Source organism: Actinoplanes sp. NPDC048796 (genome assembly GCF_040650035.1).
Classification (GTDB): Bacteria; Actinomycetota; Actinomycetes; order Mycobacteriales; family Micromonosporaceae; genus Actinoplanes.
Genome location: NZ_JBEZGO010000003.1, coordinates 567,039 through 591,552 on the forward strand (window position 1 = coordinate 567,039; position 24,514 = coordinate 591,552).

The window sequence follows — 24,514 nt, forward strand, 5'->3', positions numbered from 1 at the left end:
AGGTAACCGCCCGCCGAATACCACGAGACCGTTCGGCGGTGCGATCCCAACCAGGCCGTTCACGGGGCGAAGCGGTAACCCATCGCCGGCTCGGTCAGCAGGTGGCGGGGGCGGGCCGGGTCGGTTTCCAGCTTGCGGCGCAGGCGGGCCATGTACTGGCGCAGGTAGTTGGTCTCGGTGCCGTACTGCGGGCCCCACACCCGCTGGAGCAGGTGGTACTGGCTGAGCAGCTTGCCGGGGTGGCGGGCCAGGTGTTCCAGCAGTTCCCATTCGCGCGGGGTCAGGCGTACCTCGTGGTCGCCGCCGGTCACGGTTCGGGTGGAGAAGTCCACGGTGTGGGCGCCGATGGTGATCACCGGGCCGGCCTCGTCGCCGGGCTGGGCGCGCCGGGTCACCGCGCGCATTCGGGCCAGCAGCTCGTCCACGCCGAACGGCTTGGTGATGTAGTCGTCGGCGCCGGCGTCCAGGGCCGCCACCTTGTCGGCGCTGCCGGCCCGGCCGGAGAGCACGATGATCGGTACGCCGGTCCAGCCTCGCAGGCCGCGGATCACCTCCACGCCCTCCATGTCGGGCAGGCCCAGGTCGAGGACCACCAGGTCCGGGCGGTGGTGGGCGGCGGCGTGCAGGGCCGAGGCGCCGTCGGGTGCGGTCTCCACCTCGTACCGCCGGGCCTTGAGGTTGATGCGCAGCGCCCGCACGATCTGCGGTTCGTCGTCGACCACGAGTACGCGGGTCATGAGCTCACCGGCAGGGAAAGGACCATGGTGAGGCCACCTCCAGGGGTCTCTTCGGGGGTGAGGCTGCCGCCCATCGCCTCGGTGAGGCCGCGGGACAGGGCCAGGCCGAGCCCGACGCCGGTGTGGTTGTCCCGGTCGCCGAGGCGCTGGAAGGGCAGGAAGACGTCGTTCCAGCGGTCCCGGGGGATGCCGGGTCCGTGGTCGATGACGCGGAGTTCGAGGGTGTCGCCGTACCGGCTCACGGTGATCACCGGCGGGTGCTCGGGCGGGCTGTAGCGCAGGGCGTTGGCGACCACGTTGACCAGCACGCGTTCGAGCAGGCCGGGGTCGGCCCGTACGGGCGGCACGTCGTCCGGGATGTGCAGGGTGACCCGGCGGCCGTCGGGGCCGAGGTCGTCCAGCGCGCGCGGGATGACCTCCTCGGCACCGACGTCGACGGTGCTGACGCCGAGCGCGCCGGCCTGGAGGCGGCTCATGTCGAGCAGGTTGGCCACCAGGCGGTCCAGCCGGTCCAGCGACTCGTCGGCGGTGACCAGCAGCTCGTGCCGGTCGTCCTCGTCGAAGTGGACCTCGTCGCTGAGCAGGCCCGCCACCGACGCCTTGGCCGAGGCCAGCGGGGTGCGCAGGTCGTGGCTGACCGCGGCCAGCAGCGCGGTCCGCATCCGGTCGGCCTCGGCCAGCGGTTTCGCCGCGGCCGCCTCGGCGCTGAGCCGTTCCTGGCGCAGCGCCACCGCGGCCTGGGCGGCGAACGCCTCGACCAGACGACGGTCGGAGGCCTCCAGCGGATGGCCTTTGAGCAGCATCGTGACGTGTTCGTCGGCCCGCACCTCGACGTCCGCCTCGGCCGAGCGGGTGCAGACCGGCGTGCCCACCTCGGCCGCCGGCTCGCCGTCGCTGAGCAGGGTCACCGAGTCGAAGCCGAACGTCTCGCGGACCCGTTCCAGCAGGGCCATCATCGGCCGCTCGCCACGGACCACGCTGCCGGCCACGGTGGACAGGATCTGGGCGTCGGCCGAGGCGGACGCGGCCTGCCGGGTCTTGCGGGCCGCGGTGTCGACCACCCAGCTCACCGCGAGCGCCACCACCACGAAGATGCCGAGAGCGAGCAGGTTGTCCCGCTCGGCGATGGTGAATTTCTTCAACGGCGGGGTGAAGAACCAGTTCAGGATCAGGGATCCGGCGACCGCGGCGAGCAGGGCGGGCCAGAGGCCGCCGATCAGCGAGACACCGATGACGGCGGCCAGGAAGAGCAGGATGTCGTTGGTCAGCGACAGGGACGGGCCGATGGTGAGCAGTACGGTCAGCGCGGGCAGCCCGGTCAGGACGGCGGCGAAACCCGCGATCTGCCGGGCCGGCGACAAGGCGACCGGCACGCGGGCCCGCCGGCGGCCCTGAGCGGCGCGCTCGTGCGACACCAGGTGCACGTCGATCGAGCCGGACTGGGCGATCGTGGTGGCGCCCACGCCGGAGGAGAAGATCTGGGCGAACCGTCCCCGGCTGCTGGCGCCCAGCACGATCTGGGTGGCGTTGACCGCCCCGGCGAACTCGAGCAGGGCCTGTGGCACGTCCGACCCGGCGACCTGGTGGTACGTGCCGCCCAGGGTCTCCACGAGCAGGCGCTGCTTGGCCAGCCGGGCCGGGTCGGCGCCGGCCAGCCCGTCGTTGCGGGTGACGTGGACGGCGAGCAGGTCGGTGCCCTTGTTGCGGGCGGCGATGCGGGCCGCCCGCCGGATCAGGGTGTCGCCCTCGGGGCCGCCGGTCAGCGCCACCACCACCCGCTCGCGGGTCTCCCAGGTCTTGTCGATGCCGTGCTCGGCGCGGTACTGGCCGAGCTGGTCGTCGACCTTGTCGGCCAGCCAGAGCAGGGCCAGTTCGCGCAGCGCGGTCAGGTTGCCGGTGCGGAAGTAGTTGCCGAGGGCCGCGTCGACCTTCTCGGGCTGGTAGATGTTGCCGTGCGCCATCCGCCGGCGCAGCGCCTCGGGCGTCATGTCGACCAGCTCGACCTGCTCGGCCGCGCGGACCACGGCGTCCGGCACGGTCTCCCGCTGCTCGACGCCGGTGATCTGGGCGACCACGTCGTTGAGCGATTCCAGATGCTGCACGTTGACGGTGGTCAGCACGCTGATGCCGGCGTCGAGCAGGGCCCGCACGTCCTGCCATCGCTTGGTGTGGGCCGAGCCGGGCACGTTGGTGTGCGCGTACTCGTCCACGACGGCCAGTTCGGGCTGGCGGGCCAGCACCGCGTCGAGGTCCAGCTCGGTGAACTCGGCGCCGCGGTAGGTGACCCGCTTGCGCGGGATCACGTCGAGGTCGCCGATCATCGCCGCGGTGTGCTTGCGGCCGTGCGTCTCGACCAGCGCGACCACGACGTCGGTGCCGCGCTCGGCCCGGCGGTGGGCCTCCTCGAGCATGGCGTAGGTCTTGCCGACGCCGGGCGCGGCGCCGAGATAGATCCGCAGTTCTCCACGCGCCATGGCGCCGCGCCTCCCCTCTCTACTTTCCGTCCAGGGCCAGGTTGAGCTCCAGGACGTTGACGGCCGGCTCGCCCAGGAAGCCCAGGGCGCGGCCCTCGGTGTGCTCCTCGATGAGCTTGTGCACCCGGACCGGCGACAGGTTGCGCTCGCGGGCGATGCGGGGCGCCTGCAGGTTCGCGTAGGCCACGCTGATGTCCGGGTCGAGGCCGCTGCCGCTGGCCGTGACGGCGTCGGCCGGGACGACCGGGTGGGCCGGGGCGTCGCCGCGGATCGGGGTGACGACGCCGCCCTCGGCCACGTAGTCCTGGCCGTCCTCGGCCGGCTCGACCGTGACGCCGTGGTAGGTGGCGACGAACGGCGTGCCGGTCTGGTTGACCGAGACGGCGCGGGTGACCGGGCCGGTCAGGCCGTCGCGGTAGAAGACGGCGAGTACGGCGCCGACACCGTCGGCGGTGCAGTACGGCCGGCTGCCGTCGACGTTCTCCAGCTTGCCGATGGCCAGACTGCGCGCGCAGACCTGGGTGAGGAGGCTCTTCGCATCAGCCGTGTCGACCACGCTCTCCGGGCCGAGGTTGCTGGCCGCGGTGGCCGTGGGGTCGTACCCGTCGGCGCCGGCCGCCGAGGGTCGGCTCTGGAAGTACTTCGGGACGGGGTTGCCGTCGGCGTCGGTGAACGACTGGCCGATGAGCGTGCTTCCGGCGCTCGTCAGAGAGCCGTTCGCTTTGCCGGAGAGGCCGGGCAGGTGCCCGACGGCAACGAAGGCCAGGGGGTACGCGAGTCCGAGGAGGACCGTGAGGACGAGCAGCGCGCGCAGCGCCGCGATGTGCTGTGAAAGCCAGGCAGGGAGTCGCATCTTGTCAGATCCCGGGGATGAACTGGATGAGGAGGTCGATGAGCTTGATGCCGAGGAACGGCACGATGACGCCGCCCAGGCCGTAGATCCACAGGTTGCGGCGCAGCAGCGCGCTCGCGCTCGACGGCCGGTAGCGCACGCCGCGCAGGGCCAGCGGGATCAGCGCCACGATGACCAGCGCGTTGAAGATGACCGCGGACAGGATGGCCGAGCCCGGCGAGTGCAGCCGCATGATGTTGAGGGCGTCGAGGCCCGGGTACACCGCCGCGAAGATCGCCGGGATGATCGCGAAGTACTTGGCGATGTCGTTGGCGATCGAGAACGTGGTCAGCGCGCCGCGGGTGATGAGCAGCTGCTTGCCGATCTCGACGATCTCGATGAGCTTGGTCGGGTCGGAGTCGAGGTCGACCATGTTGCCGGCCTCCTTCGCGGCCGACGTGCCGGTGTTCATGGCCACGCCGACGTCCGCCTGGGCCAGCGCGGGGGCGTCGTTGGTGCCGTCGCCGGTCATCGCGACCAGGCGGCCGCCCTCCTGCTCCTTCTTGATCAGCGCGAGCTTGTCCTCGGGCGTCGCCTCGGCCAGGAAGTCGTCGACGCCGGCCTCGGCGGCGATCGCGGCCGCGGTCCGCGGGTTGTCGCCCGTGATCATCACGGTCCGGATGCCCATCTTGCGCATCTCGTCGAAGCGGGCCCGCATGCCCGATTTCACGACGTCCTTGAGGTGGATGACGCCGAGGATCCGGTCCTTCTCGGCCACCACCAGCGGGGTGCCGCCGGAGGCGCTGATCCCGTCGACGATCTCGCTCACCTCGTCCGAGGAGTGCCCGACCCACTTGATCACGGCACCGGCGGCGCCCTTACGAATCTGCCGATTTCCGATGTCCACACCGCTCATCCGGGTCTGCGCGGTGAACGGCACGAACGTCGCGTCGGTCATCAGACCGGGCTCGCGCTCGCGCAGGCCGAAGTCGTTCTTGGCCAGGACGACGATCGAGCGGCCCTCCGGTGTCTCGTCGGCCAGGCTGGACAGCTGCGCGGCGTCGGCCAGTTCCCGCGCGGTGACCCCGTCGACCGGGACGAACTCGGACGCCTGGCGGTTGCCCAGGGTGATCGTGCCGGTCTTGTCGAGCAGCAGCGTGTTGACGTCGCCGGCCGCCTCGACCGCGCGGCCCGACATGGCCAGCACGTTGCGCTGCACCAGGCGGTCCATGCCGGCGATGCCGATGGCCGAGAGCAGCGCGCCGATCGTGGTCGGGATCAGGCAGACGATCAGCGAGACCAGCACGATGCCGGTGACACCGTGCGCGTTGATCGCGATGGTGTCCGGCGCCGCCGCCTGGTACGCCTTCGAGAAGATGGCCAGCGGCTGCAGCGTCACCACCGACAGCAGGAAGATGATGGTGAGCGCGGCCAGCAGGATGTTGAGCGCGATCTCGTTCGGCGTCTTCTGCCGGTTCGCGCCCTCGACCAGGGCGATCATCCGGTCGACGAAGCTCTCGCCCGGCTTCTGGGTGATCCGGACGACGATCCGGTCGGAGAGCACCTTGGTGCCGCCGGTGACGGCCGAGCGGTCGCCGCCCGACTCGCGGATCACCGGGGCCGACTCGCCGGTGATGGCCGACTCGTCGACGCTGGCGATGCCCTCGATGACGTCGCCGTCACCGGGGATCACCTGGCCGGCCTCGACCACCACGACGTCGCCCTGCTTGAGCTCGGTGGCCGCGATCTCACGGCCGTCTTTCAGGTAGGCGACGGTGTCCTGCTTGGCCGCGCGCAGGGCGGCCGCCTGCGCCTTGCCCCGGCCCTCGGCCACCGCCTCGGCCAGGTTGGCGAACACGACGGTCAGCCACAGCCAGACCGTGATGATCCAGGCCAGCACGCTGGGATCGGTGATGGCCAGAACGGTGGTGAAGACCGAGCCGACCTCGACGATGAACATGACCGGGTTGCGCCAGAGCGCGCGCGGATCGAGCTTGGCCAGCGCCTGCGGCAAGGAGCGCCACAACTGATTCGGGTCGAGCAGCCCACCGCGTACTGACGAAGGGGAAGGGGTTTTCGGAGGAGAGGCGAGCAAGGTCATGAGAGGCCCTCCGCGATGGGACCGAGAGCGAGAGCGGGCAGGAAGGTCAGCGCGACCAGCACGATCGTGACGCCGACGACCAGACCGACGAACAGGGGTTGGTGGGTGGGCAGGGTGCCCTCGGACTCCGGCACCGGCTTCTGCCGGGCCAGCGAGCCGGCCAGGGCCAGCACCAGGATGATCGGCAGGAAGCGGCCGAGCAGCATGGCCAGGCCGAGCGCGGTGTCCCACCACGGGGTGTTGACCGTGATGCCGGCGAAGGCGGAGCCGTTGTTGTTGCCGGCGCTCGTGAAGGCGTACAGGACCTCGGAAAGCCCGTGGGGTCCGGTGTTGAGCGCCGTGGAGTTGTTGCCGGTGGCGAACGCGGCCGCCGTGCCGATCAGCACGATCGCCGGCGTGACCAGGAAGTACAGCGACGCCAGCTTCATCTCGCGGGCACCGATCTTCTTACCGACGTATTCCGGCGTACGGCCGACCATGAGACCCGCCACGAAGACCGTGATCGTGGCCAGGATGAGCAGGCCGTACAGGCCGGCGCCGACACCGCCGGGGGCCACCTCGCCGAGCATCATGTTGACCAGCGGCATCATGCCGCCGAACGAGGTGTACGAGTCGAGGAACGAGTTCACCGCGCCGGTCGAGGTCAGCGTCGTGACCGCGCCGAACGCGGCCGAGTCGGGCACGCCGAACCGGACGTCCTTGCCCTCCATGGCGGCGCCCGCCGCCTGCGGGACCGTGCCGCCGCCGTGCACCTCGAAGCCGACGGTGAGCGCGATCGAGGCGATCGCCAGCACCGCCATGACGGCGACGATCGCGTAGCCCTGCCGGTTCTGGCCGACCATCCGGCCGAACACCCGGGGCATGGCGAACGGGATGCACAGGATCAGGAACAGCTGGATCCAGTTGGTCCAGGTGGCCGGGTTCTCGAACGGGTGGGCCGAGTTGGTGTTGTAGAAGCCGCCGCCGTTGGTGCCGAGCAGCTTGATGGCCTCCTGCGAGGCGACCGGGCCGCCGGTGATGTGCTGGGTGGCGCCGGTCAGCGTGGTGACGTCGGTGCCGCCGGACAGGTTCTGCACCACGCCGGCGATCATGAAGACCAGGGTGGCCAGTGCGGCGATCGGCAGCAGCACGCGCAACGTGATCCGGGTCAGGTCGACCCAGAAGTTGCCCAGGGCGTTCGTCCGGCGGGCGGCGAAGCCGCGGATCAGCGCGACCGCGACCGAGATGCCGACACCGGCCGAGACGAAGTTCTGCACCGACAGGCCGGCCATCTGAGCGAGGTGACCCATTGTCGACTCGCCGGAGTAGGCCTGCCAGTTGGTGTTGGTCACGAAGCTGACCGCGGTGTTCCAGGCGATGTGCGTGGGCACACCGTCGAAGCCGAGCGACAGCCAGATCCTGTCCTGCACCCGCAGGAACAGGTAGAGGAACAGGATCGAGACGGCCGAGAACGCGAGCACGCTGCGGGCGTAGACGCCCCAGGTCTGCTCGGTGTTGGGGTCGACGCCGACCAGGCGGTAGATGCCGCGCTCGACGACGCTGCTCTTGCGACCGGAGACGACCCGGTACAGGTGATCACCCAGTGGCCGGTACGCCGCGGCGACCGCGAGCACCAGCGTGATGACGAAAAGCCAGCCGGCCATCAGAACTTCTCCGGAAACAACAGGGCCGCCACGAGGAACCCGGCCAGGGCGACGGCGACGATGAGGCCGATGACGTTGACGGCGGTCACGAGCGTTCGACCGCCTTGATCAGCACGGTCAGCGCCGCGAACAGCACGACCGTGAGAACGACGAACCCGAGATCAGCCACGGGGTGACTCCTTGGACATGAGGGCTTAGGTGGTACGCGGTGAAGCGAACCGCGCCGGGAACCCCTCGTCATCGGCGTTGACGCGTTGCGTACGGCCGCCGGGGGTTTCTTCACGCGTTTTTGACGCGGCTGCGACCGGGGCCACAAAGAATCAGGGGGTCGCTCTCTGAGGTGGAGTTGTTTACGCTGCGTTCACCTGGGATCGATGCACTCCGATCAAAGGAGATCTCGAGATGCGCGAGCTGTTACCCCTGCTGGGCCACGGCCGGGACGCGAAGACCTGCCTCTACCGGTGCGGGAACGCGTGCGACCACCCCGCGCCCAACCAATCCGACAATGCGTATTTGGGCGACATCATCGACGCGGCGGTGAGCCGGCGCGGGTTGCTGGCCGCCGGTGGAGTCGGTGCGCTGGTGCTCGGCGTGGACGTATCGCCGGCGACCGCGGCCCCCGCGGCCCCTGCGGCGGCGGCCCCCACACCCGGGGGCGCCCTGACCTTCAAGCCCATTCCGCCCAACGAGCTCGACACCTTCATCGTGCCGAACGGATACGACCACGCGGTGGTCATCCGCTGGGGCGACCCGATCGTCGCCGGGGCGCCGGGCCTCGACGTCCATCACCAGACCGGCGAGACGCAGTCGAAGCAGTTCGGCTTCAACAACGACTTCCTCGGCGTGCTGCCCTTCCCCGGCCGCGACGACCGCGCCCTGCTGGTGTCGAACCACGAGTACACCAACGAGGAGCTGATGTTCCCCGGCTTCACCACCCAGGAGGCGCTCACCGTCGACCAGGTCCGGGCCGCGATGGCCGCGCACGGCATGTCGGTGGTCGAGCTGGAACGGGTCGGCGACACCGGGCAGTGGCGGCCGGTCCGGTCGAAGCGGCGCCCGTACAACAAGCGGATCACCATGCTGGCCACCGAGTTCCGGGCCGACGGGCCGGCGGCCGGCTCGCCGCTGCTGCGGACCGCGGCCGACCCGGCCGGGACCACGATCATCGGCACGCTCAACAACTGCGCCGGCGGGGTCACGCCGTGGGGCACGGTGCTGTCCGGCGAGGAGAACTTCAACCAGTACTTCGTGGGCGGCGACGCCGTTCCGGCGGCCGACAAGCCGTACCTCAATCGCTACGGCATTCTCACCACCGCGCGCTACCCGTCCGGATCGCGCCGCTGGGAGCGGGCGCAGGAACGCTTCGACCTGGCCAAGCACCCGCACGAGGCGAACCGGTTCGGCTGGATCGTCGAGGTCGACCCGTTCGACCCGGGCGCGAAGCCCCGCAAGCACACGGCGATGGGCCGCTTCAAGCACGAGGGCGCCAACGTCATCGTGGCCAAGTCCGGCCATGTCGTGGCCTACATGGGCGACGACGAGCGGTTCGAATACCTCTACAAGTTCGTCTCGGCCGGCAAGTACCGCAAGAACGACCGGCGGCACAACCTGACCCTGCTCGAATCGGGGACGCTGTACGTCGCCCAGCTCAGCGGGGACAGCCCGGCGGCCGAGATCGACGGCACCGGGAAGCTGCCCTCGGACGGCGCGTTCGACGGCACCGGTAGATGGATCAAGCTGGTTTCGGGCACCACCTCGTACGTACCGGGAATGACAGCGATCGAGGTGTTGACTTTCGCCCGTCTCGCCGGGGACGCGGTGAAGGCGACCAAGATGGACCGGCCCGAGGACGTCCAGCCCAGCCTGAAGACCGGCAAGATCTACGCCGCTCTCACCAACAACACCAACCGCGGCGTGGGTACGTATCCCGGTGTCGACGAGGCGAATCCGCGCGTGGCCAACAAGCACGGCCAGATCTTCGAGATCACCGAGGACGGCGGCGACCACACCGGGACCACCTTCACCTGGTCGCTGCCGATCGTCTGCGGCGACCCGGCCGACCCGTCCACCTACTTCGCCGGCTTCGACAAGACGAAGGTCTCGCCGATCTCCTGCCCCGACAACGTCGCCTTCGACAGCACCGGGAACCTGTGGATCGCCACCGACGGCAACGCGCTGGGCAGCAACGACGGGCTGTTCGCGACGCCGATCGAGGGCCCGTCGCGCGGGCACCTCAAGCAGTTCCTGACGGTACCGCCGGGCGCCGAGACGTGCGGCCCGTTCATCACCGGCGACGACCGGTCGGTCTTCGTCGCGGTACAGCACCCGGGTGAGGTCACCGGCGGCACGATCGACAACCCGGCATCGACCTGGCCCGATGGCGACTTCGCCAAACCGGCGGTCGTCGTCACCTGGCACCTCGATAACAGAGCTATCGGTAGTTAAGACGTTTACGCCGCGTTCACCCCGGACCGGTAGTCCGGGGTGAACGCCCTCTCCTACGTTTCGGGCAGCTCACCTATCGAGGAGATGAGATGCCTGATATTCGCCGTCGGTTGCTACCCCTGCTGGGGCACAGCGGCGGGAGCCGGGACGCCATGACGTGCCTCTACCGGTGCGGCAACGCGTGCGACCACCCGGCCCCGAACGAATCGGCCAACCAGTACCTCGGCGACGTCGTCAGCTCGGCCCTGAGCCGGCGGGGACTGCTCGCGGCCGGCGGCGCCGGCGCCCTCGTACTCGGCCTCAGCTCCAGCCCGGCAGTCGCGGCGGCCCCGGCAAGCGCCGCGCCTCTCGCTCATGGAAACCACGGCGGCGGCGTCAAGGCAGGGCCGCTGACCTTCAAGGCCATCCCGCCCAACCAGCTCGACACCCTGATCGTGCCCAACGGCTACGACTCGTCGGTCGTCATCCGCTGGGGCGACCCGGTCGTGCCCGGCGCCCCCGCGTTCGACCTGGCCCACCAGACGGCCAAGGCCCAGTCGAAGCAGTTCGGATACAACAACGACTTCGTCGGCGTCATCCCGATCGACGACGACCGGGCCCTGCTCGTGGTCAACCACGAGTACACCAACGAGGAGCTGATGTTCCCGGGCTTCACCAGCCTGGACGCGCTCTCGGTGGAGCAACTGAAGGTCGCCATCGCGGCGCACGGCCTCTCCGTGGTCGAGATCGAGCGGGTCGGCCACACCGGCCAGTGGCAGCCGGTCCGATCGAAGCGGCTGCGCTACAACCGCCGCATCACGGCCCTGGAGACCCCGTTCCGGCTCACCGGCCCGGCCGCCGGCACGCCGGCCCTGCGCACGGCCGCCGACCCGAAGGGCTACACGGTCATCGGCACGCTGAACAACTGCGCCGGTGGGGTCACGCCGTGGGGCACGGTGCTGTCCGGCGAGGAGAACTTCAACCAGTACTTCGTCGGCGGCGACGCGGTGCCCGAGGCCGACAAGGCGAAGCTCAACCGGTACGGCATCACCACCACCGCCCGCTACCCGAGCGGCTCCCGCAAATGGGACCGGGCTCAGGAGCGCTTCGACCTGGCCAAGCACCCGAACGAGGCGAACCGCTTCGGCTGGATCGTCGAGGTGGACCCGTTCAACCCGGACGCGCCGCCGCGCAAGCACACCGCGATGGGCCGGTTCAAGCACGAGGGCGCCAACGTCATCGTGGCGCGCTCGGGACACGTCGTGGCGTACATGGGCGACGACGAACGCTTCGACTACCTGTACAAGTTCGTATCCGCCGGCAAGTACAAGAAGAACGACCGGCGGCACAACCTGACGCTGCTCGAGTCGGGCACGCTCTACGTCGCCAAGGTGACCGGCGACAGCCCCGCCGGGGAGATCACCGCGCCGTTCGACGGCACCGGCACCTGGATCAAGCTGGTCTCGGGGAACACCTCGTACGTGCCCGGCATGACCGCGGCCGAGGTGCTGACCTTCACCCGCCTGGCCGGTGACAAGGTCGGCGCGACCAAGATGGACCGTCCCGAGGACGTCCAGCCCAGCCTCAAGACCGGCAAGATCTACGCGGCGATGACGAACAACACCAACCGGGGCGTCGGCTCGAACCCCGGCGTGGACGAGGCGAACCCGCGCGTGGCGAACAAGCACGGCCACATCTTCGAGCTGGTCGAATCCGGCAACGACCACACCGGCACCAGCTTCACGTGGTCGCTGCCGATCGTCTGCGGCGACCCGGCCGCCGCCGACACGTACTTCGGCGGATACGACAAGACGAAGGTCTCGCCGATCTCCTGCCCCGACAACGTGGCCTTCGACAGCGCCGGCAACCTGTGGATCTCGACGGACGGCAACGCGCTGGGCACCAACGACGGGCTGTTCGCGACCCCGATCGAGGGTGCTGAGCGGGGCGCCCTGAAGCAGTTCCTGACTGTGCCGCGCGGCGCCGAGACGTGCGGCCCGTTCATCACGGGCGACGACCGCTCGGTCTTCGTCGCGGTCCAGCACCCGGGCGAGATCAGCGGCGCCACCGTTGACAAGCCCGCCTCCACCTGGCCCGACGGCGACTACGCCAAGCCCGGCGTCGTCGTGACGTGGCGCCTCGACGGCGGCCCGGTCGGCAGCTGACGCCCGCCCCTCCCAAGGCACGCGACGCCACCGGCCCGGTGGCGTCGCGTCTTCATGCGGTCAGCGCTCGCCGCCCGAGTAGCGCACCACCTCGGTGACCAGGTGGGCGGTCGCGTCGTCGGTCAGGGCGTAGTACACCTGCCGCCCGCGGCGACGACGCCGGATCAGACGCGCGTCGAGCAGGAACCGCAGGTGGTGGGCGACCGCGGTGGGGTCGGCGGGCACGGCGGCGGCGATCTCGGGAGGACCGAGCTCGCCGCCACGCAGCAACACCAGGATCCGCAGCCGGTGTTCGTACGCCATCCCGCGCAGAACGGTCACCGCCCGCTCGAGAACGTCATCGTTCACGCCCGGCCCGGTCATGCGGCGGCCATTCCTCTCAGCGGGCGGGCGAGAAGCGAAGAGACGGCCAGGAGCAGGGTCGCGGTGAGAGCGATGCTCGCGCCCGCGGCGACGTTCCAGAGGTACGAGGCGTAAAGACCGCCCAGGCCACTCGCCACGGCGAACGCCACCGCCAAGGCCGTGATCACGGGCAGGCGCGCCGACCACAGGCGAGCCGCGGCGGCGGGGGCGACGATCAGGGCGACGGCCAGGATCGTCCCGACCGCGGGGACGATCGTGACCACGACCGCCTCGACGGTCAGCAGGAGTACGACGTCCCAGGCACCGACGGCCAGGCCGGCCGCCCGGGCGCCGCCGGGGTCGAAGCCCGCGAACGTCAACGGCCGGGCGCAGACCGCCAGCAGGGCCGCCACCGCCACCAGCATCGCCGCCGTGATCAGAATGTCCTGGTTGTTCACAGTGAGGATGGAGCCGACCAGCAGCGCCGACAGATCGCGGCTGAAGCCGCTCTGGGTAGCGATCAGTCCCGCACCCAGCGCGAAACCGGCCGAAAGCACCACCCCGGTGGCGGCCGCCGCGTTCTGGCCCGGCCGGCGGCTCAGGGCAGCCACACCCAGCGCCACCACCGCACCGGCCACGATGCCGCCGGCGAAGACGTTCACACCGATCAAAGACGCGGCCACGACGCCGGGAAAGGTGGCGTGGGTGAGCGCCATCGTGAAGAACGACAATCGGCGCACCACCACCTGCACGCCGATCAGGCCGGCCAGCGCCCCGGCCAGAACCACCTCGGCGATCGCCCGGTGCAGCGCGTCATCCCACCAGCTCACGCGGTGGCTCCCGCAGCGTGGACGGCATCGCATGGCGCTGAAACAGCGGGCGGCGCGTCATCCCACCAGCTCATGGGGTGAGTCCTTTCGGGTGGGCGGTGTCGCGCCGCGCGAAAGCGAGCGTCCGCGCGTGGGCAAGAAGCGGCGCAACGGCAGCAACAGGAGATAAGCCGCCACCAGCAGGAGGACGACGGCCGAGGCCGAGGTCAGGGCGATGCCGTGGTCGACCGACGCCGTCCAGCTGATCCACAGGCCGCCGTAGCCGGCCAGCAGGATCAGGACCGTGCCGATCACCGCCATCGCCGCCAGCCTCGCGGTGATCAGGCGGGCCGCCGCGGCCGGGATGATCAGCAGGGCGACGACCAGGATGGTGCCGACCGCTCGGACCGCCGCTACCACGACCAGCGCCACGATCACGTTGAGCCACAGGTCGAGCCAGAAGAGGCGATAGCCGGCCGCCGCCGCCGCGGCCGGGTCGAAGGTACGGAACAGCAGGGGCCGGGCCGCGATCGCCAGCATGGCCAGGATCACCGCCGCCAGCACCGCCGTCTCCACGATCTGGCGCGGCGTCACCGTCAGCAGGCGTCCGAACAAAAAGGACGTCAGGTCCGAGGTGTACGACGATTCGCGCGACACCAGCACCACGCCGATCGAGAACATCGCGGTCAGCACCACGGCCGTGGACGCGTCGTCGGAGAGCGCCCCGCTTCGCGTCAGCAGGGTCAGTACCACCGCGGTGAGCAGCCCCGCCACCAGGGCGCCGACGACCAGGCCCTCCACGCCGCCGGCCAGGAAGCCGATCACCACGCCGGGGAAGACCGTGTGGGTGAGCGCGTCCGAGACGAACGAGAGCCGGCGGGCGAACACGAACACGCCGACCGGGCCGCAGATCAGCGCCAGCAGCGCCAGCTCGGCCATCGCCCGGGCCATGAACGGCACAGTGAGGATCACGGCTCCACCAGGACCGTGCGGCCGTCCGGCAGGTCGATCGCGTGTCCGCCGTACGCCGAACGCAATTGATCCGCCGTCAGCACCTCGCCGGGCGGGCCGAAGGCCCATTGCCGGCCGTTGATCAGGCAGACCAGGTCGGCCACGTCGCGGGCCAGGGCGAGGTCGTGGGTGCTCAGCATCAGGGCCGTGCCGCCCTTCGTGAGTTCTCGCAAAACAGTCAGGATCGCCTCCTGACTGACCACGTCGACGCCGTTGAAGGGCTCGTCGAGCAGCAGCAGTTCGGGTTCGGCGGCCAGCGCGCGGGCCAGCAGCACCCGCTGCCGCTGACCGCCGGAGAGCAGCCCGAACCGGCGGCCGGCCTCGCCGGCCAGCCCGACCCGGTCCAGGGCATCCCGGGCGGCCCGCCGGTCGGCCGCCCGGGTGGGCCGCCACCAGCCGATCCGGCGGTAGCGGCCCATCAGCACGACCTGCGCGGCGGTGACCGGGAAGTCCGGGTCGAGGTCACCGACCTGCGGTACGTAGCCGCACCTGACGCGCGCCTGGCCCGGCGCGTCGCCGAACACTTGGGCCGTGCCGGCGAGCACTTCGGTGAGCCCCAGTACCGCCTTGATCAGGGTCGACTTGCCGGCGCCGTTGGGACCGGCCAGGGCGAGGCACTGCCCGGCCTCCAGCGACAGATCCACGTGGGTGAGGACCGGGGTGCCGCGGTAGCCGACGCTCGTGTCGGTGAAGCGGAGGACCATCTCAGCCGGCCAGCGCGTCCACGATGACCTTGGTGTTGTGCTCCTCGGCGCCGAGGTAGGTGCCGGTGGGCGTGCCCTGCTCGCCGAGGCTGTCGCCGTAAAGGGCGTCCTCGCCGCCGATCACCTTGACGCCGGCCTGCTGGGCGATCGCCTCGGCCGACTTCGGCGGGAGCGAGCTCTCGGTGAAGATGGCCTTGGTGCCGGTTGCCTTGATCTTGGCCACCAGGTCGGTGAGCTGCTGCGCGGAGAGCTCGGCCGACGTGTCCAGGCTGGGGATGACCGAGCCGACGAACTGCAGCTTGTAGCGGGCCACGTAGTAGCCGAAGGCGTCGTGATTGGTGACCAGCTTGCGGTCGGCCGCGGGCAGCTTGGCGAACGCCGCCTCGTTGTCGGCGTCCAGTTTGTCGAGCTTGGCGGAGTACGAGGTCAGGTTCTTGGCGTACGAGTCCGCGTCCTCCGGATCGGCCGCCGCGAGCGCCTTCTCGATGGTGGTAACCATGAGTTTGGCATTACGAGGGTCGTGCCAGATGTGCGGATCGTGCTCCTCACCCTCGGCATGCGCCTGTTCGCCCTCTTCCTCGTGGCCGCCCTCGCGCAGGGTGACGCCCTGGCTCGAGTCCACGACGGTGCCCTTGAACCCGGCCGAGGCGATGGTCTGGTCGAGCCACGACTCGAGGCCGACGCCGTTCTTGACGACGACCTTGGCCTCGCCGATGGCCTTGATGTCGGCCGGCGTCGGCTCGTACTCGTGCGGGTCCACATTGGGCTTGATGATCTGAGTGACGGTGACGTCGTCCCCGCCGATGTTGCGGACGAAGTCGGCCACCTCGGGGGTCGTCGCGACCACGGCGAGGGCGGAGCTGTCCGGCGCGGCCGCCGCTCCGTCGTCGGAGCCGCAGCCGGCCAGCGAGATCAGTGCCGCCGAGACAGCGAGAATTCCCAGTGCTTTCACGCTGCGAAACGGTAATCGTTTTCAACAATTATCGTCTAATGGCAAGATGCGGATGTCGCCACACGTCGATCAGACGGTGAACGTGAAGTACTGGTACGCCCCGTAGGTCGGGTAGTTGACGGTGTCGCCGGAGGTGCCGGTCAGGTAGGCCGCGCGAACCCGGTAGCGGACGCCGGCCGGGTGGGCGCCGGTCAGCGTGAAAACCGACTTGCCGGCCGAGGTCAGCGGCACGTCGAGCACCCGCCAGGTCTTCCAGGCGCCGCCCGAGGCCACCTCGAAGATCAAACGCTGCTTGCGCTTGGGGTACGGGGTCATGGTCGTGACGAAGTACGGGTGCACCGTCTTGCGGTAGTAGCGGTAGGACACCGTGCCGATCTTGGCGGTTTTGTACTGCCGTGACCCCTGAAGGGCGACCGCCACCTTCGTGTTGAGCACCGCGCCGGCCGTGGCCGGCAGGTACTTGGCGTCGCCGGCGAACTTGACCTGCACGGTGGTGGTCCGGGTCAGCTTCAGCGAGGCGGTGAGCGCCCCCTTGGCGTCGACGGTGGTCTTGCGGAGCAGGCGGGCGGGCTCGGTGCCGTACGGGTCGGCCCAGATCTCGACGACCCGGTTGGTCGCGGTGGCGCCGAGGCGGGCGGTGACCGTCACCGTCGTCCCGTACGCGCTGACCGTGCCGGCCGGGCTGAGGGTGAGCGACGGGCGGACCCGGACGACCGGCGGCGGCGCCGTGGTCGGAACCGTCTGCTCGGGGCCGTCGAGCACCCAGAGGCGCCACTCGGCCTTGTAGTTGTAGCCGAAGGTGAAGACGCGCTTCCCGCCCGGCTCCCAGACGACCTTTCCGGTCTGGTCGGGGACCGGCTTGTTCTCCGGCGCCGTGTTCGGCAGCTGAAACTCCTGGTCGGCGGTCTCCGAACCGGCCGGGTAGAGGGCCACGTCGGTCGTGCCGTCGCTGTTGTTGTAGCCGATCGCGATCCGGCCGTCGGTGTTGACGTCGATCGACGACGGGGTGCAGATCGTGTTGTCGTACCCGGCGACGCGCGCGTACGGGCTGGCGACCGGCGCCCGCCAGATCGGGCAGCCGACCCCGAAGCCGATCAGCGAGGCGCCGTCCGCGGTGACGGCGGCGTCCCGGACGAACGTGGCACTGGAGCTGGAGTTGGCCGTCAGCCTCTCCTTCGCCCCCGACACGTCGTAGACGGCGACCGCGCCGCCGGTCACGGCGTTGTTGGAGACGTCGGCCACGACCAGCGTGCCCGGGGCGCCCGGGGCGGTGAGCAGCTTCGGCGCGTCGTGGAACGCGGTGCGCTCGGCCGTGGCGTCGTGGAACGCCACCGAACCGCCGGCGACGTCGAAGGAGCCGAAGTTGCCTACGTAGCCGTTGTCGGCCGAGCCGTCGTAGCCGAACCACACCCGGCCGCCGGCCAGCGCCAGCGTGCGCGGGTACACCGTCGCGCCCAGCTCGTAGCGGCCGGTCTCGGCCAGCGTCTCGGAGTTGAGGGCGACGATCGCGTGCGCCTCGGCCACCGCCGCGTACAGCGTCCCCGAGTCGGCCGAGAGCGCGAGCCCGTCGACGCCCGGCAGTGCGGTCTTCGTCGTCTCGACCTTGCCCGCGTACGTGGTCCGCACGAGCTGCCCGGTGTTCTGGTCGCTGATCAGCAGCCGCTGACGCGTGGTGTCGACGGCGACGTCACTCACGATCGAGACCGGCAGCAGCGCGCCGCCGCCCAGCTCGGTGGAGGCCGAGGCGTCCAGGGTGCCCACGGCGACCGCGGCCGCGGCGGTGCCCAGGACCGTCACCGCGGTGAGGGCAGCACGAAGTTTGCGCATGAGGGTGCAACCTACGGCAGGTGATCAAATTTGGGCAGCCAGAGCGGCATGGCGGCCGTCGCGCCAGATGAGGCCGGCCTCGGCGAAGCCGGCGTCACGGGCGGCGGTCAGGTGCCATGAGACGTCGCCCGCGAAGTTGGCGGGAACGCGATCACGGAAGACGTCGGCCCGGGCGGCCATCAGGGGCCCGAACTCCTGAGCCTGGGACAGATCGTTCCACCACCGCACCCAGGCCATCTCGGCGGCGGCCTCGCCCGGGGCCGGGTCCATCGCCCGCATCACCGAGGGGAGGCCGTCGTCGGGCATGAGGTCGGCCACCACGAGCAGGCCGCCGGGAGCCAGCACGCGGCGGCACCGGCGGTAGAGGGCGCGGATCGCCGCCGGCGGCAGGTAGTGCACCGTCATCACCGAGGTGACCAGGTCGTGGCCGCCGCCGGCGTGCGCGGCCCACGACGCCGAGTCGAGGTCGGCTTCGATCACCGAGACGCCGGCCGCGCGGGCCAGCGAGAGCAGGACCGGGTCGAGGTCGACCATGGCGACGTCGCAGCCGGGCCAGCGGGCCGCCATGCGCTCGGCCAGCACGCCCGGCCCGCCGCCGAGGTCGAGGCAGCGCCGCGGAGAGCCGCCGCGGACCGCCTCGACCGTGGCGGCGATGGCCGACTCGAGGCCGGCCAGGCCGGGCACGAAGCCGGTCATCACCTCGTCCCACGTGCTGCGCCAGCGATCGGAGTGGAGCGCGGTCGACGGCATGGGACCCATCCTCGGCAGCTAACGGAAACGACACCCATTTCTATCAAACGGATGCCCCGTCAGCGGTCAAGCGCCGCCAGCGCGTCCAGCAGGCGGTCCACCTCCTCGACGGCGGTGTACGCGTGCAGACTCACCCGTACCGAAGAGGTCTTCTCGCCTTGCTCTCCTTGACAGTGACCGTCCGCGCGGACCAGAAGCCCCTCGCTCTCGAGGATGAAGCCCAGGTCGTTGGAGGAGATCTCACGGTGGCGAAATGTCACGATCCCCTGTCGGCGCTGCACCGGCGAGGCCGCCGTCAGGCTGGCCTGACACCCGAGCACTTCGTAGCAGGAGAGGCGGTCGAGGCCGTCGGTGAGCCGCGCGCCCAGGGCCCGGCTCCAGCGCGCGATGCGATCGAGGCCGGTCCGGTCGAGCCAGTCCATCGCGGCGGCCAGGCTCACGATGCCGCTCGTGTTCGGCGAACCCCGCCACCCGGCGGGCTGGAAGGCGGGGCCGCGCTTGTTGGCCGCCCAGACGGCACCGATGCCGGGCAGGGCCATCGCCTTGTGCCCGGAGAAGACGACGAAGTCGACGTCGAGCGGCGCCACCGACAGCGGCAGGTGACCGAATCCCTGAGCGGCGTCGAGGCAGATCGCCACCGACGGGCCCACCGCCCGGCGCAGGCGGTCGATGTTCATGTCGTTGCCGTAGACGTGGTGCACGTGAGTCGCGGCGATCAGCCGGGTCCGCGGGCCGATCATCCGGCGCAACCGGTCGAGGTCGTAGTCGTGCGCCTCGTCGTACGGCATAGCCCGGACGCCGACCCGCGAACCGGTAGCCGCCTCCAGCCAGGGCACGATGTTCGCGCTGTGATCGGCGAACGGCACGATGATCTCGTCACCGTCGCGCAGCTGAGGGGCCAGCCAGTCGCGGGCGACCGCCCGCAGGCCCTCGGTCGTCCCGCTGACGAAATGAACACCCGACTCATCGGATGAGTCGCCGAGGAACGCTCGCAGTTGACGGCCGGCGGCGGTGATCCGATCCGTGGTGCGGTTGGCCCACGGATAGGTGCCGCGGGCCGCGTTCGCGTTGCCGGTGGTCAGATAGTCCATCACCGCGTCCAGGACGGCCCGCGGTTTCTGCGAGGTCGCCGCACTGTCCAGGTAGGCCACCCCGGGATGAGCCAGGAGCTGCGGGAACTGGGCTCGCACCCCAGCGTGCCAGGGCAGCAGCTCGCGGATGGTTTCGGTGTCGCGTGACCGGATGCCGAGCATCAGTCACGCACCAGGGTGGCGCCGGCATCGCGCCAGGCGATGACACCGCCGGCCAGCGAGCGTGCGTACGGATGCCCCATCCGGGTCAGCAGTGCGGCGTACCGGGCCGACTTCTCGCCGACCGGGCAGACCAGCAGCACCGGCTGCCGCTGGCTGAACGGCAGTCCACCGTGGAGCAGTTCATCGAACACCTCGTCGACGATGTTGATCGAGCCGGCGATGTGCTGGGCCTGAAACGCGTACGGGCTGCGCAGGTCGACCACGAGGCCCGGCCAGCGCTGCGCCTCGGGCACGTCGATGGCCGGCGCGGCCGCCACCTCGGCCGCGGACAGCGAACGGTGGTCGTTGCGGCGGGCCGGCCGGCCGAACAGGGTGGGCCGCCGTTCCCGCAGGTAGCTGAGGTAGCTCTCCATCCGGTCGCAGACGATGAAGACGGCGGTGCGGCGCTCGGTCAACGACGAGTCGAGCGCTCTCAGATGGCGTACGGCCCCTTGATAGGCCCCGCCGCCGGTCGGCCCGGCAGGCGTGCCGCAGCGCCGGATCAGCGTGAGCATCCCGTCGATGGCCTCGTCGGCGCTGATCGTCTCGAGGCCGTCGTACACGTCGGGGTCGAACAGCCCCACCTCGTGCACCTCGTCGATCGTGCGAATGCCGGGGATGAAGTCGCTCTTGCGCGCGACCAGACCGATCACCCGTACGTCGGGATCGTGCTGCCGCAGCGCGCGGGCGACCCCGGTGGACGAGCCGGCCGTGCCCACGCAGGCGATGAAGTAGTCGGGGGCGCGGCCGTCCAGATCCTTCACGATCTCGGCGCCGGTGCCGGCGAAGTGGGCCTCGATGTTGTTGTCGTTGAAGTACTGGTCGGTGTGCACGTAGCCGCTGCCGTCGGCCGCGAGCGCCTGGTGCATGCGGGTCAGCGGGTCCTCGGTGTCGGCCGGGTCGAGGCATTCGGCCTGGCCCGGCAGTTCCTCGATCTCGGCCCCGAGCAGCAGCAGGAGATCTTTGACCTCCGGCACCTTCATCCGGTTGGTGATGCTCTTGAACGGCAGGCCGTGCAGGCCGGCCAGCATCGCGAGCGCCTTGGCCGTGTTGCCGCTGGAGAGCTCGACCACCGTGTCACCGCGCCGGACGGCGCCGTCCAGCAGGGGGCGGAGCATGGCCAGGGCGGCCCGGTCCTTGAGCGAGCCGAACGGGTTGAGCAGCTCCATCTTGGCGTACAGGTCGATGTGGCGAAGGCCGTGGACGGCCGGATCGACGCGTACCAGCGGGGTGTTGCCGATCGCCTCGGTCATGTCGTCGAGTCTCATGATTCCTCCGCGCGCGGGTGGACGGGCCAGTACTGCTCGTCGAGGCACCAGCGCCAGGCACCGCCGTCGCGGTAGACCGCCACCTTGCGGCCGATCGGCTGGTGCAGTGCCTGGGTGGCGCTGAAGTCCATGAAGTAGCCGGCGGTGTTCACGAAGGCCAGCAGGTCGCCGGGGCGGGGCGTGACCGGGAGGAACACCTGGCGACGGGTGATCAGGTCGGCTTCGAGGCAGAGGTTGCCGAGCAGATAGAAGGCTCCGGGCGGGCCTGGTTCGCCGGCACTGACGACCAGTGGATCCATCAGGACGCCGTGTTCCTCCAGGCTCACATCGCGGGCGTTGCAGTCGAGCCGCACCAGCGAGTCGCGCACGTCGAGCACCCGGGCCAGCACCAGGCCGCACTGGTCGAGCAGGGCCCGGCCGGGCTCGATGTCCAGCTCGTACATGGTGTCGAGCAACAGCGAACCGAGCGGGCGGCGCAGGGCCGGCGCGGGGGCGCCGAGGAGCTGGTCGAGATATCCGGCGCCGGAGACCGGCCGGTACGAGGGGTAGAGCCCCAGCACGCCGCGCAGCGTGCCGCCCTCGTTGCGCAGACCGTAGCCGTGCCCGTTCCAGGTCATCGGTTCGCGCCGGCCGAGGACGGCCTGGGCCAGCTCGGACGTGTACCGCTCCCACTGCGCGCCGTCGGCCAGGTAGTTGACGCCGAACCCGCCGCCGATGTCGACCGAGCGCACCTCCAGCCCGCGGGCCCGGCACTCCTCGAGGGCGGCCAGGCAGCCCTCGAGGGCGATCGCCTTCTCCGGCCACCCGATGGTGTCGAGGTGGTAGGCGACACCGACCGGCTCCAGCTCCTCGCGGTGCTTCTCCAGCAGGTCGAGCACGTCGCCGAGATCGCCGGCGGGCACGCCGAAGCGGCTGCGCCGGCTGATCACCTGGACGCCCTGCGAGGCGAACCCGGAGAGCCGGACCATCACCCGTACCCGCCGAAGCCGGTGCTCGGCGACCATGGCGGCCAGGTCGGTGAGCTCGCCGAGCGAGTCGGCGTTCACGATCACGCCGGTGCGCGCGGCCAGCCAGAGGAACTCCCGGTTCTTCGGGCCCGTGGCCATGATCCGTTCGGGCCCGAATCCGGCGCCGAGAGCGTGCTGCAATTCGGCCAGCGAGGCCACGTCGACGCCGGCCTCGGTGGCGGCCAGCCGGCGGAGCAGGGCGGCCGACCTGTTCGCCTTGTGCGCGAAGTAGACGCGGCCGCGCAACCGATGGTCGCGATAGGACTCGCGAAAAGCGTCGACATTCGCTTCGAGCAGGTCGGGCAGGACGATGTTGAGTGGTGATCCGAGCCCATCCACCAACTGCCTCAACAGCTCACCCTCGTCGAGAACGGATCGGGCGACGGGTTCGATTCTGGGGGTCAGATAGAGCGGATTCAGATCGGGCACAATGGCGACCTCCCGCTTGGCGGTTTTCCCAACCTAACCGATGATCGGAAGTCTTTCTATACCCGCAGTGATGAGTCAATCACTCATTCTTGTTTGCGCATGAATAAACTGAATTTGTCAATCCCTCTGTCGTTGATTGAGCACTGACATAAGCAATTGCGCATGTATCGGGGCCGCTAATCTTGCGCCGTGACCGGCCGACACGCGCACTCACCCGATCAGCTTCCCGGGGCGTCCCGGCGGGTCATCGTGGCCCTGCTCATCCCGGCCGCGATCGCCACCGGAATCGCGATGATCGTGCTCTGGCCGGCCCGCCCGGCGCCTCCGGCGGCCGAGAACAATCGCGTCGGGGCACGGTCACGGCGGTCGACGGCCAGGCGACGGTACGCCTCGACGACGGCCGCGAAATCACGGCGGAAGGCGCCGGGAATGTGCGCGCCGGCGACGACGTGGTTCTGCTGCACACGCCGAACGCGGTGCCGGGCGGCACCGATTACGCAATCGTCGACCGCCAGCGGAGCACGCCGATGATCTGGCTGCTCGCCCTCACGGCCGCGGTGATCCTGGCCTTCGGCCGATGGCGCGGGCTCCGGTCGCTCGCCGGCCTGGCCGTCAGCTTCGCGGTCCTGCTGCTCTTCATCATCCCGGCCATCCTCGACGGCTCGCCGCCGCTGCTGGTCGCCGTCGTCGGCGCCGCGGCCATCATGTTCGCCGCGCTCTATCTGACACACGGCGTCAGCACGCACACGTCGGTCGCCGTCGCGGGCACGCTGGCCAGCCTGGTCCTCACCGGCCTGCTCGGCGCCGGGTTCACCGCCGCCCTGCACCTGACCGGCGTCGCCACCGACGACGACGCGTTCCTGTCGGCCACGCTGGGCGGCATCGACATGCGCGGCCTGCTGCTGGCCGGGATCGTCATCGGCGCCCTTGGCGTGCTCGACGACGTCACGGTCACCCAGGCCGTGACGGTGGCCGAGATGTCCGCGAGCTCGTCCGGATGGCCGCTCTACCGGGCGGCGATCCGCGTCGGGCGGGCGCACGTCGGATCGGCGGTGAACACCATCGTTCTCGCGTACGCGGGCGCCTCGCTCCCGCTGTTGCTGCTGTTCTCCACCAGCACGCAGCCGGCCGGCGACCTGCTGACCGGCGAGCTCCTGGCCCAGGAGATCCTGCGCAGCGCGGTCGGCACGATCGGCCTGGTCGCCTCGGTGCCGCTCACCACGGCCCTCGCCGTCCTGGCGGCCGACCGCAGCCATCGCTTCACCTAGATGTCTTGCCGCGGCGCCGAGGCTCGCCCCAGGTGGCCAATTCCCGGAAAAAGACAGCGCTTCTGACGGCCGGCTCCCTGATCAGCGCGACACCGGCGGCGACCCGATCCGGGCGACGTCCCCACGATGACCAAGCTGATCGACGACGGGGCCGACGGCCCGATGACCGACTATCCCGACCGACTGCGCACGGTCCTCGCCGGAAAGGGGCTTCGGACTTCCTCGACCCACCCGGAGAACACCCTGCCGGCCTTCGCGCGTTCGCTGGCCCATCCGGCGATCTCGACGCTGGAGCTCGACACCGGTGTCACCCAGGACGGCCAGCTGGTGGTGCCGCATGACCGGGCGGTCAACGGCTCGCACTGCGCCGACGACCCCGCCGTCATGCGACGCGTGATCGATGTCGGCGTGGACGGGATCAGCAGCGACGACCCGGATCGGCTGATCAAGATGGCGATCGGCAACGGGTTGCGCTGAGA

Annotated in this window: 21 protein-coding genes; 4 read left to right on the top strand and 17 right to left on the bottom strand. The window is 70.4% G+C overall.

What is annotated here, in order from left to right:
- Positions 1–59: 59 nt before the first annotated feature.
- The 6 genes from AB0C26_RS16400 to kdpF are packed head-to-tail and all read right to left on the bottom strand — an operon-like array spanning position 60 to position 7,876.
- Entirely contained in the window at positions 60–737 is a 678-nt protein-coding gene (locus tag AB0C26_RS16400) for a response regulator (RefSeq protein WP_360247485.1), read from the bottom strand.
- The gene (locus tag AB0C26_RS16405; protein WP_360247487.1) at positions 734–3,211 is read right to left on the bottom strand and encodes a DUF4118 domain-containing protein; all 2,478 of its coding nucleotides are present in this window, start codon (positions 3,209–3,211) and stop codon (positions 734–736) included. Before AB0C26_RS16405 ends, AB0C26_RS16400 begins: the two co-directional genes overlap by 4 nt.
- Before the next feature lie 19 nt (positions 3,212–3,230).
- Positions 3,231–4,064, bottom strand: a complete 834-nt coding sequence (locus AB0C26_RS16410; protein WP_360247489.1) for a potassium-transporting ATPase subunit C — start codon at positions 4,062–4,064, stop codon at positions 3,231–3,233.
- Positions 4,065–4,068: 4 nt separating this feature from the next.
- Positions 4,069–6,144, bottom strand: coding sequence for a potassium-transporting ATPase subunit KdpB (gene kdpB, locus AB0C26_RS16415; RefSeq protein ID WP_360247491.1), 2,076 nt, complete (start codon positions 6,142–6,144; stop codon positions 4,069–4,071).
- A complete protein-coding gene (gene kdpA / locus AB0C26_RS16420; RefSeq protein ID WP_360247493.1) occupies positions 6,141–7,787 on the bottom strand; it encodes a potassium-transporting ATPase subunit KdpA in 1,647 nt (548 codons plus the stop codon). Before kdpA ends, kdpB begins: the two co-directional genes overlap by 4 nt.
- Positions 7,787–7,876: a K(+)-transporting ATPase subunit F gene (gene kdpF, locus AB0C26_RS16425; protein WP_360247495.1), complete on the bottom strand. Its 90-nt coding sequence runs from the start codon at positions 7,874–7,876 to the stop codon at positions 7,787–7,789. Before kdpF ends, kdpA begins: the two co-directional genes overlap by 1 nt.
- Before the next feature lie 313 nt (positions 7,877–8,189).
- On the opposite strand from kdpF, the gene AB0C26_RS16430 reads away from it, so the two are divergent.
- Positions 8,190–10,232 carry a PhoX family phosphatase gene (locus AB0C26_RS16430; RefSeq protein ID WP_360247497.1) on the top strand — a complete coding sequence of 681 codons (2,043 nt, stop codon included), beginning with the start codon at positions 8,190–8,192 and terminating at the stop codon, positions 10,230–10,232.
- An 89-nt stretch (positions 10,233–10,321) separates the two neighbouring features.
- Complete coding sequence (locus AB0C26_RS16435) at positions 10,322–12,376, top strand: PhoX family phosphatase (protein WP_360247499.1); 2,055 nt, start codon at positions 10,322–10,324, stop codon at positions 12,374–12,376.
- Between the two features lie 60 nt (positions 12,377–12,436).
- On the opposite strand, the gene AB0C26_RS16440 is transcribed toward AB0C26_RS16435, so the two are convergent.
- From AB0C26_RS16440 to AB0C26_RS16490, 11 genes are all read right to left on the bottom strand, one after another.
- Positions 12,437–12,724, bottom strand: a complete 288-nt coding sequence (locus AB0C26_RS16440; protein WP_360247501.1) for a metalloregulator ArsR/SmtB family transcription factor — start codon at positions 12,722–12,724, stop codon at positions 12,437–12,439.
- Between the two features lie 11 nt (positions 12,725–12,735).
- Entirely contained in the window at positions 12,736–13,548 is an 813-nt protein-coding gene (locus AB0C26_RS16445) for a metal ABC transporter permease (RefSeq protein ID WP_360247503.1), read from the bottom strand.
- Positions 13,549–13,605: 57 nt separating this feature from the next.
- Positions 13,606–14,499 carry a metal ABC transporter permease gene (locus AB0C26_RS16450; protein WP_360247505.1) on the bottom strand — a complete coding sequence of 298 codons (894 nt, stop codon included), beginning with the start codon at positions 14,497–14,499 and terminating at the stop codon, positions 13,606–13,608.
- Positions 14,496–15,242, bottom strand: coding sequence for a metal ABC transporter ATP-binding protein (locus AB0C26_RS16455; protein ID WP_360247507.1), 747 nt, complete (start codon positions 15,240–15,242; stop codon positions 14,496–14,498). Before AB0C26_RS16455 ends, AB0C26_RS16450 begins: the two co-directional genes overlap by 4 nt.
- A gap of 1 nt (position 15,243) precedes the next feature.
- Positions 15,244–16,194 carry a metal ABC transporter substrate-binding protein gene (locus tag AB0C26_RS16460; RefSeq protein ID WP_360247509.1) on the bottom strand — a complete coding sequence of 317 codons (951 nt, stop codon included), beginning with the start codon at positions 16,192–16,194 and terminating at the stop codon, positions 15,244–15,246.
- 69 nt (positions 16,195–16,263) lie between these two features.
- On the bottom strand, positions 16,264–18,021 hold the full coding sequence (locus tag AB0C26_RS16465) for a hypothetical protein (RefSeq protein ID WP_360247511.1): 1,758 nt from the start codon (positions 18,019–18,021) through the stop codon (positions 16,264–16,266).
- 24 nt (positions 18,022–18,045) lie between these two features.
- Positions 18,046–18,771 (bottom strand): class I SAM-dependent methyltransferase, encoded by a 726-nt coding sequence (locus tag AB0C26_RS16470; protein WP_360247513.1) that lies wholly within the window; start codon positions 18,769–18,771, stop codon positions 18,046–18,048.
- Between the two features lie 59 nt (positions 18,772–18,830).
- Positions 18,831–20,024: an aminotransferase class V-fold PLP-dependent enzyme gene (locus AB0C26_RS16475; protein WP_360247515.1), complete on the bottom strand. Its 1,194-nt coding sequence runs from the start codon at positions 20,022–20,024 to the stop codon at positions 18,831–18,833.
- Positions 20,024–21,331, bottom strand: coding sequence for a pyridoxal-phosphate dependent enzyme (locus AB0C26_RS16480; RefSeq protein WP_360247517.1), 1,308 nt, complete (start codon positions 21,329–21,331; stop codon positions 20,024–20,026). The genes AB0C26_RS16475 and AB0C26_RS16480 overlap by 1 nt, the downstream gene beginning before the upstream one ends.
- Positions 21,328–22,767 (bottom strand): Y4yA family PLP-dependent enzyme, encoded by a 1,440-nt coding sequence (locus AB0C26_RS16485; RefSeq protein WP_360247519.1) that lies wholly within the window; start codon positions 22,765–22,767, stop codon positions 21,328–21,330. Before AB0C26_RS16485 ends, AB0C26_RS16480 begins: the two co-directional genes overlap by 4 nt.
- 218 nt (positions 22,768–22,985) lie before the next feature.
- Positions 22,986–23,231: a hypothetical protein gene (locus AB0C26_RS16490; RefSeq protein WP_360247521.1), complete on the bottom strand. Its 246-nt coding sequence runs from the start codon at positions 23,229–23,231 to the stop codon at positions 22,986–22,988.
- Here AB0C26_RS16490 and AB0C26_RS16495 point away from each other — a divergent pair.
- Together AB0C26_RS16495 and AB0C26_RS16500 are read left to right on the top strand one after the other, a co-directional pair.
- Positions 23,199–24,035: a YibE/F family protein gene (locus AB0C26_RS16495; RefSeq protein WP_360247523.1), complete on the top strand. Its 837-nt coding sequence runs from the start codon at positions 23,199–23,201 to the stop codon at positions 24,033–24,035. The two genes, AB0C26_RS16490 and AB0C26_RS16495, sit on opposite strands and share 33 nt — an antisense overlap.
- Positions 24,036–24,161: 126 nt before the next feature.
- Complete coding sequence (locus AB0C26_RS16500; RefSeq protein WP_360247525.1) at positions 24,162–24,512, top strand: glycerophosphodiester phosphodiesterase family protein; 351 nt, start codon at positions 24,162–24,164, stop codon at positions 24,510–24,512.
- The last annotated feature ends 2 nt before the right edge of the window (positions 24,513–24,514 follow it).